Source organism: Xenorhabdus entomophaga, assembly GCF_037996725.1.
GTDB lineage: Bacteria > Pseudomonadota > Gammaproteobacteria > Enterobacterales > Enterobacteriaceae > Xenorhabdus > Xenorhabdus khoisanae.
In genome coordinates, this window is sequence record NZ_JBBMXH010000007.1 from 59,952 (window position 1) to 79,628 (window position 19,677).

Consider the following 19,677-nt stretch of genomic DNA (forward strand, 5'->3'; position numbering starts at 1 on the left):
TGAAATGTTATAATATAACATTATTCAATTTGCTGCATGGAATATTCATATTATGTTACACAAATCACAGAAATACGCGCATAAATATTTTCGTAAAATTGCGTTAGCCACTGCGTTAGTGGCTGGGGTGAATTGCTCTGCGCAGGCAGATGTTGTCACTTCCATTCGTCCATTGGCTTTTATCGCTGCGTCTATTGCTGATGGTGTAACAAATACTCAGGTGCTTTTGCCTGACGGCGCTTCTCCACATGATTATGCTTTACGGCCTTTGGATGTTCGAAAAATCAACCAAGCTGATTTGGTTGTCTGGATTGGTCCGGATATGGAAACATTTTTGGCGAAGCCGATAGCTAGAATTGATCAGAACAAACAACTCGCATTGGCTGATTTATCTACAATTAAGCCATTGTTGTTGAAAAATAGTGAAGATGATAATCATTTAGTTGAATCGAATCAGCATAAACATGAAACTGATCACGAACACCATCATCACGGTGAATATAATATGCATATTTGGCTTTCTCCAAAGATTGCGGAGAAAGCAGCTCAGGCAATATATGATCGGCTTGTTGAACAGTACCCTCAGCAAAAGCAGCAATTACAAGTAAACCTACGTAAATTCAATGGACAGCTCATACAAACTGATAAGAATATTGCTAATATTTTAAATCCTGTAAGAAAGAAAGGGTATTTCGTTTTTCATGATGCGTATGGCTATTTTGAAAAACATTACCAATTAGCTCCAATAGGTGTTTTCACGGTTAATCCTGAAATACAGCCCGGAGCACAAAAATTACACTATATACGAACACAATTGGTTGAGCAGAAAGCGAAGTGTATTTTTGCTGAACCTCAATTCAGGCCGGCCGTCATTCATGCCGTAGCAAAAGGTACTGGTGTACGCATCGGGGTGCTTGACCCTTTGGGAAGCGGCATCGCATTGGATAGCGACAGCTATATGAAATTTATAACTCAGTTGTCGGAACAATACGCGAGCTGCCTGAATTAGTACAATAAGGAATTTTATTAGTGCAGCAAATAGCTAAAACTATTGTTTTGGTATACAACAACCTGCCCAAACCACATAAGATCATGCTTGGTTCTTTGACATTGGTCACCTTGGCTGTCGCGGTGTGGAGGCCGGTTATTTACCATGAACGGGAAGAACGTGCAGGTAACATTATTATCAGTACTCCCAGTACCCTCCCTGATGCGACAGATGATGTAGCAGGTGATGTTAATGAGCAATTCCCCGATGAAGGAATTGGAGACGAAGAAGGGAGTTCGGATACAGCAGCGAATGTTCCCCATCAATATGTTGTTTCCCAAGGTGATACCTTAAGCTCTATTTTAACTCAGTTTGGTATTGATTCCTCGGATGTGGCTTTATTGGCGAACCAATATGGGGCATTACGTAATTTAGGTATTGGTCAGTCATTGTCATGGTCGATTGATGAAAATGGCAATTTAAAAACACTGACGTGGGATATATCACGCCGTGAAACCCGCACTTATACCCGCGAAGGGGATACCTTTAAAGAAACGCAGGAATTTCAAAAAGGGGAATGGAAAAACAGTGTCATCACAGGAACAGTTGATGGCAGCTTTAATGGCAGTGCGCTGACAGCCGGGCTGACGGGTAGTGAAGCCCGAGAAGTCACAAAAGCGCTGCAATGGCAAATAGATTTCCGTAAATTGCGTAAAGGTGATCGTTTTTCTGTGTTGATGTCCCGTGAAATGCTCAATGGGAAAAGTGAACAGGGCCAATTATTGGGGGTTCGCTTACAAAGTGGCGGGAATGATTACTACGCTTTCCGTGCCAATGATGGGCGTTTTTATGATAGTAATGCGTCTGGTTTAGAACGCGGCTTTCTGCGTTTTCCGACTACTAAACAATTCAGGGTTTCATCTCCTTTTAATCCGCATCGTTTAAATCCGGTAACCGGGCGGATCACTGCACACAAAGGGGTTGATTTTGCCATGCCAGTAGGAACCCCCGTTCTGGCAGTCGGTGATGGAGAAGTAGTCGTATCTAAGTTTGATGGAGCTGCTGGTAATTTCATCGCCATCAGGCATGGTCGCCAATATACGACCCGATACATGCACCTGAGAAAATTATTGGTAAAACCAGGCCAGAAAGTAAAACGGGGTGAGCGTATTGCGTTATCAGGAAATACAGGCCGTTCAACTGGCCCGCATTTACACTTTGAATTCTGGGATAACCAACAGCCGGTTAATCCTCTGACTGCAAAATTACCGCGTTCCGGTGGCTTAAGTGGTAAAGAACGTACCGAATATGTAGCAATGGTTAAGGACGTTAAACCTCAATTGTTACTAAACTGAATGTATAGGTTTTTCGATAATTAACAGACATAAAAGCGGATGATTGATATCATCCGCTTTTATATTATTTTTTGTTGGAAGCTTGCGTTTTGAAAGCGAGTGTTGGAATCATCAGAGTTAGCCCATGAATAAAGAGAAAAATACAGATAGTAAGTTGGGATATGTCCCGAAGTTTCATCGATCTTATTTGCATCCCCGTTATTGGGGGGTTTGGGCTGGCGTAGGAGTATTGGCAGGATTAGCTTATGTTCCTGTGAAATGGCGTGATCCCTTGCTGGCCAGGATTGGTGTTTGGGCAGGTAGAAAAGCAAAAAGTGCCCGCCGCAGGGCGAAAATCAATTTAATTTACTGTTTTCCTGAATTAACAGAACAGCAGCGCGAAGACTTGATTGATCGCATGTTTGCTACCGCACCTCAATCATTTGTTATGTTGGCGGAGCTTTGCCTGAGAGGGGAAAAATCGACACTTGAGCGGACTCAATGGCATGGCGAAGAGATTATTCAAACCTTAAGAGAGCAGGGTAAGAATGTCATTGTTATGGTTCCACATGGCTGGGCCATTGATATTCCCGCCATGTTATTGGCAGCACGCGGTCAAAAAGTATCAGGCATGTTTCACCATCAATCCAATCCTGTAGCTGATTATTTGTGGAATAAGGCTCGTCAACACTTTGGTGGCCAGTTACATTCCCGCGATGCAGGAATTAAACCCTTTATTGCATCGATACGTGAAGGATTTTGGGGATATTATTTGCCTGATCAGGATCATGGTGAAGAACACAGTGAATTTGTTGATTTCTTTGCCACTTACAAAGCAACCCTGCCTGCGGTCGGGCGATTAATGAAAGTTTGCCGTGCGGCTGTTGTTCCACTATTTCCAGTTTATAACTGTCAGACTCATCAATTGGATATTTATATCCGTCCACCAATGGACGATATTGCGGGGAAGGATGATGCTTATATTGCCCGCCGTATGAATGAGGAATTAGAGGAATTGGTTAAGCCAAATCCTGAACAATATACCTGGATCTTAAAATTGCTTAAGACACGGAAAGAAGGGGATATAGAGCCTTATAAAAGGAAGGATCTTTAGTGAATAATTTGAGCATTGCTTAAAAAAGAAATTAAAGTGCCTGAGGTGTGCTAAATGTTTTTATCAAAGAAAACACAATGGCTAAGTTCCTCAGGCATGATTAGTTTAGAAGAATCTTTACTGCTGCGTTGAAAAAGTATATGTGTATAAGCCAGCGATATTAATGCTCTTAAATCTTCTATGTTCATGATACTTGTCGAACATCTCTCACTCTTTCGCTAAGGTATTCCATATCACCATATGGTTGCCCGTATTCTCAAAGCCATTGCCTGAATCCGAACTGAAAATATTGCTCAATTGAGTCAATGTGCGCTGTTCACAGGAGGGAAAACATCATCATAGCCATGAACGGAAACACCTTGAAATAAGCTTAAAAAAGCAGGATACAATGATGATTACAGGACACAGATCTTCTTTGATTAATGAACAAACCAAGTATGCACTGCCGATCATGTGATAACTATTTTGAATGACCCCAATTCAAATTTTTTAACTAGTATTATAAATGGGGGCGAATATATATCGTTCAATGTATGGAAAATCAAGCGAAAATCTCAGTTGATATAGAAATTTCTGAGGTACTCATATATGTCATCACATATTAGCAAAGTTATTGGTTTTTTTATTTTCTTTTATGCATTACTTATACTTCCTGCAATGGTTAACGCTTTAGCAGAAAGTAGTATAAAAACTGGAACGTCAGATGCTCATTTACAAAAAACTAACGATGCCTCAGAACTTGGTACACCACATGTAATTGGTAGCAATATCCAAACAGTGAGCAATATTTTATTCTCTTCGCCTTCGGAGCTAGCAGAACAAGCGAAATCCTATGCCTTGGGTAAATTTAACAGCACCATATCTTCTGAAACTCAAAAATGGTTATCGCAGTTTGGTACTGCCAGAGTTAGCTTTGGACTGGATAGAAAATGGACACTGAAAAATAACTCATTCGATATACTTTTTCCGCTTTATGATAACAGAGAAAATTGGCTGTTTTTTTCTCAATTTGGTTATCGTAACAAAGATAGTCGGAATACTATTAATCTGGGATTAGGTGGGCGTTATTTTTATCAGAATTGGATGTATGGTTTAAATGCTTTTTATGATTATGATGTTACTGGAAAAAACCAACGTTTGGGGTTAGGGGGAGAAATTTGGAGTGACTATATTAAATTTTCCGCTAATACCTATTATCGCTTAAATGGTTGGCAAAAATCACAGAGTTTTAAGGATTATCATGAGCGCCCTGCTAACGGTTATGACATTAACGGGGAGTTTTTCTTGCCTGCTTATCCTAATCTGGGAGCAAAATTGACGTATGAGCAATATTTTGGTGATAACGTAACTTTATTCAACCATGATATCAAACAGAAAAACCCCAGCTTGGCTAAATTAGGCCTGACTTATACCCCAATCCCACTATTTACAATGGGGGTGGATTATAAGCAAGGAGGAAGTGGTCATACTGAAACACAGTTTTTGGCAAACTTAAATTATAAATTGGGGATTCCCCTTAGCACTCAATTATCACCAGATAATGTCGCCGCAATGAGGACATTAGCAGGTAGCCGTTACGATTTGGTGGAAAGAAATAATAATATTATTTTGGATCACCAAAAAAAAGAACAAGAAGTATTGATCGCATTGGAGCCAATTGTTGGGTATGGCCATCAGGAGATAACAGTTAATGCACCAGTATCTCCTAAAGCGGAGATTAAACAAGTTCACTGGATTGTTACAGATAAAGCATTTAAAGATAATCACGGGAAACTCTCTTCTGATTCAGGTAGGAGTATTGTTATTACTCTTCCCAGTTATCAAGAAACGCATAAAATAGGTTCCAAATTGGATGTATTGATCACTGATAATCAGGGGAAAACGCAGTCTATTCAAACCACTATAAAAGTTTTGCCTTTTTTGATCGATGGAGAAGTGAATATTACAGGTAATGAAAAAAATGGGTATACGCTTAGTGATCCCATTATTACTTATCAGGGTTCACCCGATGGAGAATATGTCAAGAATGCCAGAATTAATAAAGTGGCCTGGACAACGGAGCCTGCTTTAGGTGATGAATCTGGCTTAAGTTTCAAATGGAATGATAAACCTGCTCAAACGAATGAAAAAGGAGAATTAACAAATAAGGAAGGGCAATTAATGCCCAATATTTTAGTCAGTAAAAAGCCACATAACGAAGTTAAAGTTTACATACAACTAGACGGTGCTCCACGGCAGGAAATAGGTACCGTGAAGTTTAGCCCTGTTAAATATCATGTTAAAAACGACATTGATGTTGATAAGAAAAGTCCGCTTACCGCCAATGGTAAAGACACCTATACCTATACGGCCTATATCATAGATCAGGATGGAAACCCAGTAGCCGAAGGGCAGACTATTTCCAACATCCAATGGAATAAGGACAATAATCACCCAGGACTGAAATTCACGTTCAAGAATGGGGAGGATAAAACAGGGCCGGGAGGCACACTCACGGCAACACTGAGCAGTACAGAAATGGTTGATAATGTGGTGGTTTCGCTGGCGGTGGAAGATCAGAATCCTCCCATTCCAGCAACAGCGGTGTCTTTTGTTGTTGATCCTAAACAGTATCGTGTTAAAAACATCGATATTGATAAGAAAAGTCCGCTTACCGCCAATGGTAAAGACACCTATACCTATATGGCCTATCTCACAGATCAGGATGGAAACCCGGTAGCCGAAGGCCAGACCGTTTCCAACGTCCGGTGGAATAAGGACAATAATCATCCGGGGCTGAAATTCACGTTCAAAAATGGGGAGGATAAAACAGGGCCGGGAGGCACACTCACGGCAACACTGAGCAGTACAGAAGTGGTTGATAATGTGGGGGTTTCGCTGGCGGTGGAAGAGCAGACATCCCTTATTTTAGCTACATCGGTTAAATTCATACTGGATGAAAAAGATTTAGAGATAAATATCAGCGTATCTTCTACAGGACCATTAATGGCTAATAATTCTGATACATATATTTATACCGCTACAATTACTGATAAAAAAACAAATAGTAACGTATCAAATTATACGTTTGATTCAGTAGAATGGGCTATACCAGAAAATATAACAGGTATGACTGTAACTAAAGATTCAGACGTTACTGATGTAAAAGGAAATTTAGTTGCAAGAGTAAAAAGTCATGTAGGTATTGCTGATTTTAGCGTGAAGTTGACCCTCAATAAAAAAATAAGCAAAACTAGCTATAAAAGAACTTTTAATCCTGTCCCCAAAGAAGCAGAGATATTTCTATATAACAACCAGAATCCCTCAGTTAATAGTGATAATAAAAACATAATCTTTTCTAATTCACCTGCGCCTGTTAATGCCTTTAGTTCTTTAAGTGGGGCATTAAGAAATTCGAATGGGGAAAAAATTACCAAATCAAACAATCACTCAGTTATTTTTTCTTCAACCAACCCAGATATAACTTCCATTGATGCAGATACTGGTGAAATATCATTTTATGAGCCAGGTAACGCGACATTGTCTGCTACAATAACAAACAAAACCAATGGCATAAAAGAGTTATATGTTTATACGACAAAAGTTAAAAGATATTTCGAACAAGATCCAATGAATACTGATCTTCAATGGAGTGATAGGAAAAACTGTGAAAATGATGGCCTTGTTACACCAAACTTAAAAGCAGACATTTTTAATAATAATAATAATGTCACCACAGTGTTATCGGTAGAATTCCCAGATATTAGTATATGGAATTTGCTACCAACGGGTGATGGAACTGATAGTTCTACGACTAGTGATGCTATATTCTTTTTTGTTTTTGATAATAGAGATGAATATCTACTCTATAACTCGGGGGATCATAGTACGCATCCGGCTAGTGTAGGAGGAGGATACCTACTTTGTGTAGTTAAATAATGTTGATGGTTTGTTGCATTAATGAAATATTTCATTAATGCAACAAAAACTAAATATATCTATCTTTAATACCATAGAGCCTGTTATTAATTTATATTAATCTGATCTTCTTGGTCATAAGTAAAACGAACATTTTCACTCTTATCCCTAGGAAATGTTATTTTTATGATAGGTAGAATTATACTGGTAGATTGATAAAAATCTTTTTGATCATGCTGCGCATCTTGTAATCCATCATTTTGATAAAAAAAAGCTTCTATAGGTAATTTTTCAGGAATATCTTGATCCCAAATAGCCAAAACCAATTCATTGTTTAATGGAAAATCAATAAGTGAGCTAACTTTAATAGCCTGCATAAATATATCTGCACTGCCATCACCAGTCACATCAAAACCACATTGAGCATCACGATCATAATTATTGACATTTACGTAATTATTAACCCATTGTTCTGCTGTAGTAATATTTTGTTGTTGACAAGATCCTCTATTAGGATATCCTGAATAAGAACCACATCCTTTATCATTTCTAGCATCTGTACCTCCATCGATGGGAAAATAACAGAGGATTTCAGGATTAATTTTAGGGCTATCTGTATTATCAATATTTTCAAGATAGGGAGAAAAAACATAACCGTTATGATGATTAACTTCTAATTCAGTAATTTTAACATCAGATCTTAGATAAGAAAATGAAACACTTCCTTTTCTTTGAGAAGTTGGGCTAGGGTTCCATGAATGATATTTATCTGACGCAACAGTTCCTCTTATTATTACTCCCGAACATAAAAATACTGGAAGTCCATCATCCCCACAATATATTTGATTATCAAAATACCTTTGAGTTATTTTTTTCGCAATATCGTACCCTGTATCTGAATTAGCATTAGCGATAGGCATAAAAAATGCCATATGCAGAAATAATTTAATAATTAATTTTACTTTTCCCATAATATTCACCTATGATTTTTTAAATTCTGATGAAGTTTGTCAAGGTTTTAAAAAGACATTGGCACATAGGCATATAGATAATTAGAGCAATAATTATGTCTATCAATCTCAATATATTTTCTTTGTTATGCACCAACATCTTATTTAAAATATTATACTTTATTAAAAGTATGGTAATTATTATAAAACTTGCCTTAATACCTCAGAAAAATCATACTCTACGCCCGGATGCATGCTTCCTACCGCATAATCAATTAATACAATTTGTCCCCGATTTTCTTCTACCCAATCAGCTGAAAGCCGTGCCCCCATTTGTTGTACATCATCAACGGGTTTATAAGAAGTTTGTATCATTGTTCTTCCAACTGCACGTATTTCTACTGTTTGATCTGGTGTCATATTAGGATATTCAATGATTACGTGAACAGTTCCATCACCTCGATAGAAAAGTCTGGGTGGCGGTAAATTAAGTTTTTGTCCTTCAATATCTAGAGATAAAGCTCCTGAGTATACAGAGGTATTTTGGTTTAATCCGTCAACTTTAAACCGGATTTTTGCTGTACTACCAATACTATTAATAAACTCCATCCGGGGAATATGAAATGTCAGTGGCATAATTTCATCTATTTCTTGTGATGCTGTTGAGTAAGGTGGTATATTATTACGACCTTGCCATAAAACTTGAACAGTTTGTCCTGAAGCCATGCCGGTATAGATTGGTACAGTTATCTTTAAATTATCCAACCTATAATAATCGCTTTTTGTTAGTAGTGTTCCATGATTACCTGTAGCTTCTGGAACAGCAGGAAAATAATCAGGAAAACTGGATAATGCTGTCTCAACATTTACAGTTGTTATTTTAGATTGTGCTACATTACCCGATAGTTTTGTTACAGTATAATATCCTGTATACTCTCCATTTGTTGAAAAGTCATCTATGGAAAATACAACCTCAAAAAAATTAGAGGGAATGATATTAATATTAACAGAGAAAGGAAATGAAGTTATAGTACGACCTTTGTTGTCTGTAAGGTAACCAATAATTTTGTCGCCAGATTTTTCATCACCATAACCTGGGATTAGCATTGTTATGTAGCGAACTCCTTCATATTTTTGAGCATCTATATCAATCACACCTCCTAATGCTTGTGGGTAGGAGGGCGGTTTTAATTTATATTCATATGTCATATTTATTATGTAAATGCATCCCATTTATATGAATTTATTTATAATTTTCAGCATTTACCCTTTTAAAATTATTGAAAGTATTTTATTGTCCGTCCATACTCAGTAGAAATGAGTGACGGCTTGATTTCTAATTTAAAAGAATAATATTTTATATTTAAACATTAATTAATCCCTCCTCCAGGCAAAGTCGTATCTATATATCCCTGCCAATTTTTACTGTATTGATCATTGTTTTCATCCACTTTATAATATTCAATATAAATAACAGCGGCTCTGCCGGATATACTTGAATCAATATTTCCTGTTGTAATAATAGGGATGGGTATATTTCCTTTCGAAGTTGTAGCAGGAGCAGTTGCTTTAGGTAATTTAATTGTATCCGTATAATATATATCACCTCTATTTGAGGACTTAATAAATACCTTAATCTCAACAGTATCTCCAGGATTTACTTTATGGTTATCTGCTGAGTCAGCTTCAATTTCCACATAAAGGGTATCCCCCCCATTAAATCTATATTGATTAATTGTAGTGAAATTAATCGTATCTTTTGGGTTTAAGATATTACCTGGATTAATTCCATAGCTTGAATATATTTTAGGAATATTAAACACTCTATTCTTATCAGAGTCTGGTGGATCATTCTGATCGCCAGCATACTTAACAAGAATACCATCTGAATATCTAATGCTTGAGTCTTCCCTTGCAATAATATAACTAAATTTATTTTCCTTTGATGTGGGAAATATTGAGTATGGCAACTGATAAGAATAATTATCTAAGTTTGATAAATCCGAAACTTCAACATAGTCTCCTACTATGTCATCATTAACAAGATATAAGATAAAATCTGTTTTTCTTATACCATCATAAGAAGGGATTTTTATATGAAAATCTTTTTCATTATTTAATGGTTTTAAGATATCATCATATAATTCTGCTATATCTGGAGCAGTTAGATGATCTTCAAACTCAGCACCTTCTAAATCTAAAATAAATAAAGGATTTTTAGATTTCCGTTCAATAGATAAACCTTCTATTGAGCTATAGAAAGCTAATATAGCTGACTTACTTTGTTGAGGAAATGCATAAAATTCCAAATTACCACTAGGATCTGTAACTAAGGTAACTTGTTGATATTTTGCGAAATTATTAGTATTGATCTGTAATGGTGTACCTTTAGTATCCATTAAAGCAATTGTTGATAAACTGTCTCGGCTATTTGCTGATATATTAACACGTAAATTTGGAATTGCTATTCCTGAACTGTTTTTCACAGTCGTTGTTATTGTTACTCTATTATTATTTGCTAGGCTTGGCTTATTTTCACCAGAAGGTGTTTCGATATAAAATTTATCTGCCGTTAGTGATAAAGTATCCAAACTTATATCTGAGATCTTACAACTGAACTTCTGAGATCCATAACTTGTATTTGATGTACTTACAGTAAAAGATTGTGGAGCCTTGAAAAATTGTTTATCTTTACTAACTTTAATAAAAACATCAGCAGTAGCAGATTTATTCCCAGTTTTAACTTTGCTTTCTCCAATAACTGTTATCCAATTACCAGTTGGAGTAAGAGTTATAGTATCTGTACTTGCAAAGTCTTTCGTTCCTCCTGATAAATTAATTGTTAATTTCAAATGTTGATCAGAAATTAAAATTCCATTATTAGATAAATCTGTCCCCTTATCTGTTGTTACTGTTATTTTTTGAGATGCCATTTTTTAATTTTCCTTTCTGTTAACATGATTTAGATTTTAATTTTTTAAAATACAACCATCAACAACGAATTTCATAATAATAGAATAGGTGTTTACTTTATCAGAGCGTTATTTTCCACAATCAGTTGCATTTTTTTCTTACCAATCACATTGGTTTATTTTTATTTTTATGTTATAATTTTAATTAATAATTACTTTACCCCTCCTTAATTTTAAAATTCTATCTGTTTATTTTTTTGACAGTATCTTATATTTAAATCATAAATTCAATACATACATTTAAAAATGTAATTATATGTTAAAATAACTATTTTATAGTATACGCACTCGCTTTTTTATTGGTTATTTATTATTAATTTTGTTTTTTGTATTATTTTTTACTGAAAAATAATGTGCAGAGGTTCGGGCAGGGCGCGAGCATACTTTTTAACATATATTGAATGAGGGTTAATAACGTGATCTAATTAGCCTCATTGCTCGGTCACGTATCCAATCCGTTGATATCTGTGTATGATCGCCGTTTTTTCGGAAAAATTAAATGACGACGGTTGAAGTAAAATGTCGATTTTGTCAGCAAACTGAATTCGTCAAAAAGCATGGTAAACGCGTGCTCAAATTCTTGGGGATCAAGCCAGTTTATCACATCGTTAACTGTTTAGTTCGGCTAACACGCGGATCAGTGAGGTGCTCAAAGGCATTGCTGATGGTAGTTGCTTGCATGGCAGTTTCTACGGTTATCATTGACAGAGGGCTGATTATAAATCACAAACGGCTACCAGTGACCTATTTCTATGTACTAAATGCACTCAGTTAATCACATTGGTCAATTTAGATTCGTTTGCATAGGGGCAATATAATGCCCCTTATTATTTGATTAATAACCCACTATTCTACTTCAAGTATACGGCAGGTATTGGTGCTGCCAATGGTTCTCATCTGATCGCCCTGAGTCACCAGCACTAAGTCTCCGGAGGAGAGGTAGCCTTTATCACGCAGGCGGGCGATAGCCTCGCTTACCGCAGCGATCCCATCAGTGTGCGAACTGCAATAAACGGGAGTTACACCACGATAAAGGGCAGTGCGGTTTAAGGTCGATTCATGACGTGACATGGAGAAAATAGGTAAGCCAGAGCTAATGCGAGACATCATGCGAGCTGTGCGCCCTGATTCCGTCATGGCAATGATTGCTTTGACACCTTTAAGATGGTTGGCGGCATACATTGTAGACATAGAAATAGCTTCTTCAATGCTGTCAAATGTAATATCTAAGCGATGTTTGGAAACGTTGATGCTTGGCATCTTTTCAGCGCCCAAACAGACTTGCGCCATTGCTGCAACGGTTTCCGCCGGATATTGACCTGCTGCCGTTTCAGCAGAGAGCATAACCGCATCAGTGCCATCCAATACCGCATTGGCAACATCCATGACCTCAGCACGAGTCGGCATTGGGTTGGTGATCATGGATTCCATCATTTGCGTAGCAGTAATTACGACACGATTCAGTTGACGAGCACGGCGAATCAGCTTTTTCTGCACACCGACCAGCTCAGGATCTCCGATTTCAACACCGAGATCACCGCGGGCAACCATGACAACATCAGCCGCCAGAATGATTTCATCAATAATTTCATCACTGCTGACTGCTTCCGCACGCTCAACTTTAGCGACGATTTGGGTATCACAACCCGCATCACGAGCAAGGCGGCGGGCATAATTCAGATCTTCACCTGAACGTGGGAAAGAAACAGCAAGATAATCAACGCCAATTTTGGCGGCAGTAATGATATCTTCTTTATCTTTTACTGTCAGTGCTTCGGCTGATAAGCCTCCGCCCAATTTATTGATGCCTTTATTGTTGGAGAGCGGGCCTCCTACTGTCACTTCCGTGAATACTTTCATGCCCTCAACATTCAGGACTCTCAACTGAACCCGCCCATCATCCAATAGCAGGATATCACCAGCCATGACATCAGACGGTAGCCCTTTATAATCTATACCGACTTTTTCTTTATCTCCTTCTCCCTTACCCAGATTGGCATCCAGCAGGAATTTATCCCCGATATTAAGGAAGATTTTCCCTTCTTTAAAAGTGGATACGCGTATTTTGGGCCCTTGAAGATCACCGAGAATGGCGACATGGCAGCCCAAGCGGGCAGCAATTTCGCGCACTTTATTAGCGCGTTGGATATGATCTTCCGCAGTGCCATGAGAAAAATTAAGGCGGACGACATTGGCTCCCGCGTTGATAACTTTTTCTAGATTGTTGTCACGATCTGTAGCCGGGCCAAGTGTAGTGACGATCTTTGTTCTTCTGAGCCGTCTGGACATGTATTACTCCGTTGACCTGTGAAGTATGAATCTTCGGTTACCGTAGGATAACCATTTTTATTTACTGACGATTAACCCCATACTGCAAATATGCAGACGAGGAAAAGTCTACATATGCTATCAGTCTGGAGAGTTGATAAATAGTGAACAAAAACACAGTCTATTTTCTGGTTTATTCATGCTTATCAAACCGCGAATTACGTAATGCTTCCTTGACCCTCTTCAAGTTATCCCTGAATTTTGAGCCCCGGCGTAGTGTAAAACCAGTTGCCAGCACATCAATGATGGTAAGTTGAGCAATTCTTGAGACCATTGGCATATAAATATCCGTATCTTCGGGAACATCCAACAGAATGGAGAGCGTTGCTTCATATGCTAAGGGAGAACCTGTCGAGGTAATGGCGATGACCGTTGCATCATTTTCTCGAGCCAGTTTGGCAATTTCGACGAGGCTTTTTGTTCGTCCTGTATGGGAAATCAGGACGACAACGTCTCCTTCGGTACTGTTAATACAACTCATTCTCTGCATCACAATATCGTCAAAATAAGTCACCGGGATATTGAAGCGAAAAAATTTATTCATGGCATCATGGGCTACCGCGGCTGATGCCCCTAAACCAAAAAAAGAGAGTTTCCTGGCCTGAGTCAGTAGGTCAACCGCACGGTTAATGGCTGCAATATCCAGATTATTTTTGACTGTTTCCAGATTTGCCATCACCGATTCGAAAATTTTAGTGGTATACGAAGTGACGCTGTCACTTTCTTCTACATTCCTATTCACATAAGGGGTACCATTAGCGAGGCTTTGCGCCAGATGCAATTTAAAATCGGGGAAACCTTTGGTATCCATGCGACGACAGAAACGATTAACCGTAGGTTCACTCACATTCGCCATTTTAGCCAGAGTGGCGATACTTGAATGGATGGCAGTCTGTGGTGAAGCAAGGATGACCTGCGCAACCTTTTTCTCTGACTTACTCAAAACATCAAGATTATTTTGGAGCCGTTCCAGTGTGTTCATAAAACGCGGTTCAACCTCGGTTTTAACGATTTCATTAACAGGAGAAATCTATGTCATTTTTATGAAAATATACTACTTGTTATTGAAAGCTGGCAGTGGCAACAACCGGATAACTTGAGATTTTTCATGAAAATATGACAAGTGTCTAACTTTCAACTTGGTAAGATTACTTCTTAAACGTTGTAAATTTTCAGTTGCTTGTCGCTATTCTGTCACTATCAGGTATAAACGCTGACCCATTTTCAATATCAATATAAAATCAGCATGAATGTAAAAACAGTATACAGAAAATGGGGTGTGAAGGTTATTTGAGCAGTTTTTTTCCAACAAATTCTATATTGCATCCAACTAAGCAGCAACATGAAAGCGGGAGAGCATACATGAATAATCGGTGTTTACTGCTTATAACCAAAAGAGTACATTACTCGCAGGTTATGTAAAAAAATTACAATATCCCGTAATTGAGGAGATGCAACATGGCGGTGACGTCTACAGCTCAGGCTTGTGATTTGGTAATTTTTGGGGCGAAAGGAGACTTAGCACGCCGGAAATTAATGCCTTCCCTTTACCAGTTAGAAAAGGCGGGTTATATCCATCCAGATACCCGGATTATCGGCGTTGGCCGTGCTGACTGGGATAAAAAAGCCTATACCAAGGTCGTTGAAGAAGCGTTGACTACGTTTATGTCCGAGAAATTGGACCCTGAATTGTGGAAAAAGCTGAGTTCTCGTCTGGAATTCTGTAATTTGGACGTTAATGAAACGAAACATTTCACCGAATTGGCAAAAATACTTAGTAAGGATAACTTACCGGCTATTCACTATTTTGCCATGCCGCCAAGTACATTTGGCTCAGTGTGTCATGGGTTAGGGGCTGCGGGATTGAATAAAGAACCCAATCGCGTTGTGATGGAAAAGCCGTTGGGAACGGATCTTGCTTCTTCCAGAGCCATCAATGATGAAGTTGCAAAATACTTCAATGAAAGTCAAATCTATCGCATTGACCACTATTTGGGTAAAGAAACCGTATTGAACCTGTTGGCATTGCGTTTTGCCAACTCACTCTTTGTCAATAACTGGGATCATCGCACGATTGATCATGTGCAAATCACCGTTGCTGAAGAAGTCGGAATCGAGGGACGTTGGGGGTATTTTGATCAGGCCGGACAGATGCGTGACATGATCCAGAATCATCTCCTGCAAATTCTGACGATGATTGCCATGTCTCCGCCAGCAGACTTGTCAGCCGATCGCATACGTGATGAGAAAGTGAAAGTTTTGCGTTCATTGCGTCGGATTGATCAGACCAACGTACGGGAAAAAACGGTTCGCGGGCAATATACCGCGGGTTTTGTGCATGGTAAAAAAGTGCCCGGCTATCTGGAAGAAGAGAGCGCAAATAAAGCCAGTAAAACGGAGACTTTTGTATCAGTTCGTGTCGATATTGATGATTGGCGTTGGTCTGGGGTGCCTTTCTACCTGAGAACCGGAAAGCGTTTGCCAGCTAAATGCTCAGAAGTTGTTGTCTATTTCAAAGAGCCTTCTCTTAATCTGTTCGCTGAATCCTACCAGCAATTACCGCAGAATAAATTGACTATTCGTTTGCAGCCAGACGAAGGTATTGATATCGAAGTGCTGAATAAAGCGCCGGGATTAGAACATAAGCACCGTTTACAAACGACCAAACTGGATTTGAGTTTCTCCGAAACATTCAATCAAACACACCTTGCCGATGCTTATGAAAGATTACTGTTGGAAGCTATGCGCGGTATTCAGGCCTTGTTTGTCCGTCGTGATGAAGTAGAAGAAGCATGGAAATGGGTGGATTCCATTATGGAAGCATGGTCTGCGGACAACGAGCCACCGAAGCCTTATCAGGCAGGTACTTGGGGACCTGTAGCTTCTATCGCCATGATTACCCGCGATGGGCGTTCATGGAACGAGTTTGAATAACGAGTTCTGTTTTTCTATTATTTATCTGACCGTATTCTGCGGTCAGATCTCTTCCACACTGATTCTTTTTTAATTCCTTGAAATTCGTCACGTTTAAAAAAGTTACCATAGGTTATTAATTGGTTGATTTTAATGCAGTAAGAATGAGTGGGAAGAGAGGAAATTATGCGTGCTGATGATCCAAAAACTTGGCATGCCCAATGGGCGCTAAGACGTGAGCAGATAAACCGCGTGAGAGGCAGGCAGGGAGAAGATATTGGTGATGAGTGGGTTTCTGAACGTATAAAAAGGTATGATAACAGCGCACCAGAAAACGCGCTATCAAGGTTGGATGTAGTTTATAAAAACAAAACCAAAATAATTCACCATAACTGTCTGGATATATTTAACGATATACCGGAAGACAGCAGACACAAACTTCATCCTCAACAACCACACGAAAGTTTAGAGAATATATATGTTCTTGAACGGTCTAGGCCTGAATCCAGTAGGCATATACGACAGCGGACTAGATTTAATGTGTTTAAACAGTGTTGTTGGCCTAACCCGAGACGTGATGATGACGACGACTGTTATTATTATGTGATGAAAAGAATAGATTCAATGGAGGCGCCAGTACACGTTCCGCATGGACAGTACATATACGTTATATATTCTGATATGCCCCAGATTGTTGTATGTAATTGTTGTGATTTCTCTAAGCCTCTGGTTACTGGTCACACTTCGTTAATCAAAGGCAGGATTTTATGGTATCGCCATGATGCCAGCCAGCCTCTCCCAAATGATGATGAGATCAATTATGCAAAATACCCTGTACTATTAGCTGGTGAGCTTTTTTTCACTAATGGTGAATTAACCAAATGGAATAATAGGAGTGGACATTATCGCCCCAGAAGTTCACCTGTATTAGAATTTGGCGCAACAGATCATATATTGCCCCGCAAACTGTTTTACTGAACTGACTTATAAAGTTAACTGCTTACCTGAAAAATTTGCTTATCAATTGTATTTATTGTTTAAATATGCTAGAAATACAAATTAATCAATTACATCACTAATATGAGGGTTCGTAGTATATCACGCAGTGAACATCGTGTGATGAAAGAATAAAATACCATGAATAGCGCCAAAAGCGTCAACATTCAACACAGTAACAAAATTCAACGTTGTACCCACGTTTTTTTCCTCTCAGCTATCTTATCCAGTGAGCACTACTGGTGCGGCGCTCTTTAGGGCCTTTCTCCTGTTAACCGGTTTTTCACCGGCAATTCTTATTTGTCAAAATATTTGGCTAAAACATTAGTTTGATTTCTGATATCGCGTAATTGCATTCGCGGCTGCTCTTGTTGGCATTTATAGCTTAAATATCTTGGCATGCTTTTAGCAGTATGTTCAGGAGAAAAATAATGATTTATTGGATGTTTCTTATACTGGCGATTGTGGCAGAAGTGATTGGTACTCTGTCAATGAAGCAAGCCAGCGTTTCGGGTGATTTTACAGGCATGATCGTGATGTACACCATGATCACAACTTCCTACATTTTGTTGGCCATTGCCGTGAAAAAAGTGGCATTAGGCGTGGCTTATGCCTTATGGGAAGGTATTGGTATCCTGTTTATTACTACTTTTAGTGTACTGTGGTTCAACGAATCTTTGTCATTGATGAAAATTGGGGGATTGGTATTGCTGATGGCCGGAATTGCCTTGATCAAAATGGGATCAAAAAAAGCCCCCGGCAATTCGTCACATAGTTCTTTAAACAATACTTCAAGCAAGCAGATGAAGGAGGCATAACATGTTGACCCAATTTGAATGGTGGCATGCTGCGTTCTTGGTTCTGGCGGTTTTTTTGGAAATCATCGCGAATATTCTGCTGAAATTATCTAACGGTTTTCAACGTTTTTGGCTAGGTATATTATCTTTAGTTGCGGTTTTGGGGGCTTTTAGTTCGTTGGCTCAGGCAGTTAAAGGCATTGAACTTTCCATCGCTTATGCTTTATGGGGAGCATTCGGTATTATCGCGACGGTGGCGGCGGGTTGGATTATGTTCAATCAGCGGCTGAATTTTAAGGGATGGGGTGGCATTGTGCTGCTGCTAGTCGGCATGATTATGATCAAAATGGCTTAAGCCTCATCAATAAAATGGCATTGAGTGGTATGGTTCTCAATGCCATATGAGTTTTGATGAGTTCAGATTATAAAGCAGCGATAATTTTGATTTCTACTTTATATTTTGGATTCATCAATTCAGCCTGAACGGTACAACGGACAGGTGCATTTCCGGCAACGACCCACGCATCCCAAGCCGCATTCATACCCGCAAAATCAGCTTTGTCCGCCAGAAAAATCGTCGCATCTAAAATCTTACTCTTATCTGATCCAAGGCGATGTAATAGGGTATCAATGGCTGCCAGTGTATCGGCGGTTTGTTCTGTAATATTGCCATCCAGCTTTTCTGGTACGCTGGTATAATAGATAGTGTCATTGTGAACGACCGCTTCTGACCAACGGGTATCTGGATCAATGCGTTTAATAGTCATTAAATCTCCTGTTAATTCATACAGTTTTTTTGCTGAATTGGGTGGTTATTGCAACTCAGTATTGGCATAATTCTGCCACATTTTATTCATAACTGAAAACCACCTCCTATGGAGGTGGTCAGCAACAGGTTTTGGCTCTGCCTTATTGGCTTTTAGATTTTAAAGTCACAGAAGTAGCAGAGACTTGTTTTTAGAGATTTTAGTGCGCCCCTCTGGAGCGAAATCAAAGCCGCCTTCATAGAAGGCGGCTTTTTACTAGTATATTCGAATTGGTTAATTTGACAGGATTATCAGAGTATATACCAATCTAACTTGAAGATGCAGGTTTTAAAATCTGAAAATTGTCAGTCAGTCGAGTCGTCAATTCTTTCGCTTTTTCTGGCAACGTGACATGAAAAAAGTGACAAAGGGTTTCACGAAACGTTTTCGTATCCGGAAAATAAACATTGTTACGCACTTGCTCATTCATATACTTCCACAATCGCTCTATCGGATTGAGATTTGGGCTATAAGGCGGGAGGTAATGCAATTCAATATTCAGGACATACGCCATCTCTTTCACCAACTCGGCTCGGTGGTAACCCGCACCATCCAGAATAATATGGATTTTTTGCGAAAGCG

General features: G+C 38.8%; 15 protein-coding genes. 8 read left to right on the forward strand and 7 right to left on the reverse strand.

Annotated features, from left to right (window positions below):
* The first annotated feature begins 52 nt into the window (after positions 1–52).
* From znuA to AAC854_RS02550, 4 genes are all read left to right on the forward strand, one after another.
* Entirely contained in the window at positions 53–1,009 is a 957-nt protein-coding gene (znuA, locus tag AAC854_RS02535; RefSeq protein ID WP_340615760.1) for a zinc ABC transporter substrate-binding protein ZnuA, read from the forward strand.
* 20 nt (positions 1,010–1,029) lie between these two features.
* Positions 1,030–2,343, forward strand: coding sequence for a murein DD-endopeptidase MepM (gene mepM / locus AAC854_RS02540; RefSeq protein ID WP_340615761.1), 1,314 nt, complete (start codon positions 1,030–1,032; stop codon positions 2,341–2,343).
* A gap of 124 nt (positions 2,344–2,467) precedes the next feature.
* A complete protein-coding gene (lpxM, locus tag AAC854_RS02545) occupies positions 2,468–3,436 on the forward strand; it encodes a lauroyl-Kdo(2)-lipid IV(A) myristoyltransferase (RefSeq protein WP_340615762.1) in 969 nt (322 codons plus the stop codon).
* Between the two features lie 588 nt (positions 3,437–4,024).
* Positions 4,025–7,354 carry an inverse autotransporter beta domain-containing protein gene (locus AAC854_RS02550; RefSeq protein WP_340615763.1) on the forward strand — a complete coding sequence of 1,110 codons (3,330 nt, stop codon included), beginning with the start codon at positions 4,025–4,027 and terminating at the stop codon, positions 7,352–7,354.
* An 86-nt stretch (positions 7,355–7,440) separates the two neighbouring features.
* Here AAC854_RS02550 and AAC854_RS02555 read toward each other — a convergent pair whose 3' ends face one another.
* From AAC854_RS02555 to AAC854_RS02575, 5 genes are all read right to left on the reverse strand, one after another.
* On the reverse strand, positions 7,441–8,304 hold the full coding sequence (locus tag AAC854_RS02555; protein WP_340615764.1) for an N-acyl homoserine lactonase: 864 nt from the start codon (positions 8,302–8,304) through the stop codon (positions 7,441–7,443).
* Between the two features lie 180 nt (positions 8,305–8,484).
* Complete coding sequence (locus tag AAC854_RS02560; protein ID WP_340615765.1) at positions 8,485–9,492, reverse strand: hypothetical protein; 1,008 nt, start codon at positions 9,490–9,492, stop codon at positions 8,485–8,487.
* A gap of 161 nt (positions 9,493–9,653) precedes the next feature.
* The gene (locus AAC854_RS02565; RefSeq protein WP_340615766.1) at positions 9,654–11,216 is read right to left on the reverse strand and encodes a hypothetical protein; all 1,563 of its coding nucleotides are present in this window, start codon (positions 11,214–11,216) and stop codon (positions 9,654–9,656) included.
* Positions 11,217–12,101: 885 nt separating this feature from the next.
* Positions 12,102–13,544: a pyruvate kinase gene (gene pyk / locus AAC854_RS02570; protein ID WP_340615767.1), complete on the reverse strand. Its 1,443-nt coding sequence runs from the start codon at positions 13,542–13,544 to the stop codon at positions 12,102–12,104.
* 172 nt (positions 13,545–13,716) lie between these two features.
* The gene (locus AAC854_RS02575; protein ID WP_340615768.1) at positions 13,717–14,565 is read right to left on the reverse strand and encodes a MurR/RpiR family transcriptional regulator; all 849 of its coding nucleotides are present in this window, start codon (positions 14,563–14,565) and stop codon (positions 13,717–13,719) included.
* 476 nt (positions 14,566–15,041) lie between these two features.
* Between AAC854_RS02575 and zwf the strand changes: the two genes are divergently transcribed.
* The 4 genes from zwf to mdtI all read left to right on the forward strand — a co-directional run bounded on the left by zwf (position 15,042) and on the right by mdtI (position 18,644).
* Entirely contained in the window at positions 15,042–16,517 is a 1,476-nt protein-coding gene (gene zwf / locus AAC854_RS02580; RefSeq protein WP_340615769.1) for a glucose-6-phosphate dehydrogenase, read from the forward strand.
* Between the two features lie 165 nt (positions 16,518–16,682).
* Positions 16,683–17,474: a hypothetical protein gene (locus AAC854_RS02585; protein ID WP_340615770.1), complete on the forward strand. Its 792-nt coding sequence runs from the start codon at positions 16,683–16,685 to the stop codon at positions 17,472–17,474.
* Positions 17,475–17,923: 449 nt separating this feature from the next.
* Complete coding sequence (gene mdtJ, locus AAC854_RS02590) at positions 17,924–18,310, forward strand: multidrug/spermidine efflux SMR transporter subunit MdtJ (protein ID WP_340615771.1); 387 nt, start codon at positions 17,924–17,926, stop codon at positions 18,308–18,310.
* A 1-nt stretch (position 18,311) separates the two neighbouring features.
* The gene (mdtI, locus tag AAC854_RS02595; RefSeq protein ID WP_340615772.1) at positions 18,312–18,644 is read left to right on the forward strand and encodes a multidrug/spermidine efflux SMR transporter subunit MdtI; all 333 of its coding nucleotides are present in this window, start codon (positions 18,312–18,314) and stop codon (positions 18,642–18,644) included.
* A 67-nt stretch (positions 18,645–18,711) separates the two neighbouring features.
* On the opposite strand, the gene AAC854_RS02600 is transcribed toward mdtI, so the two are convergent.
* Entirely contained in the window at positions 18,712–19,056 is a 345-nt protein-coding gene (locus tag AAC854_RS02600) for a RidA family protein (protein WP_340615773.1), read from the reverse strand.
* 307 nt (positions 19,057–19,363) lie between these two features.
* The coding region (locus tag AAC854_RS02605) for a transposase (RefSeq protein WP_340615774.1) at positions 19,364–19,677 on the reverse strand (314 nt) is incomplete at its 5' end.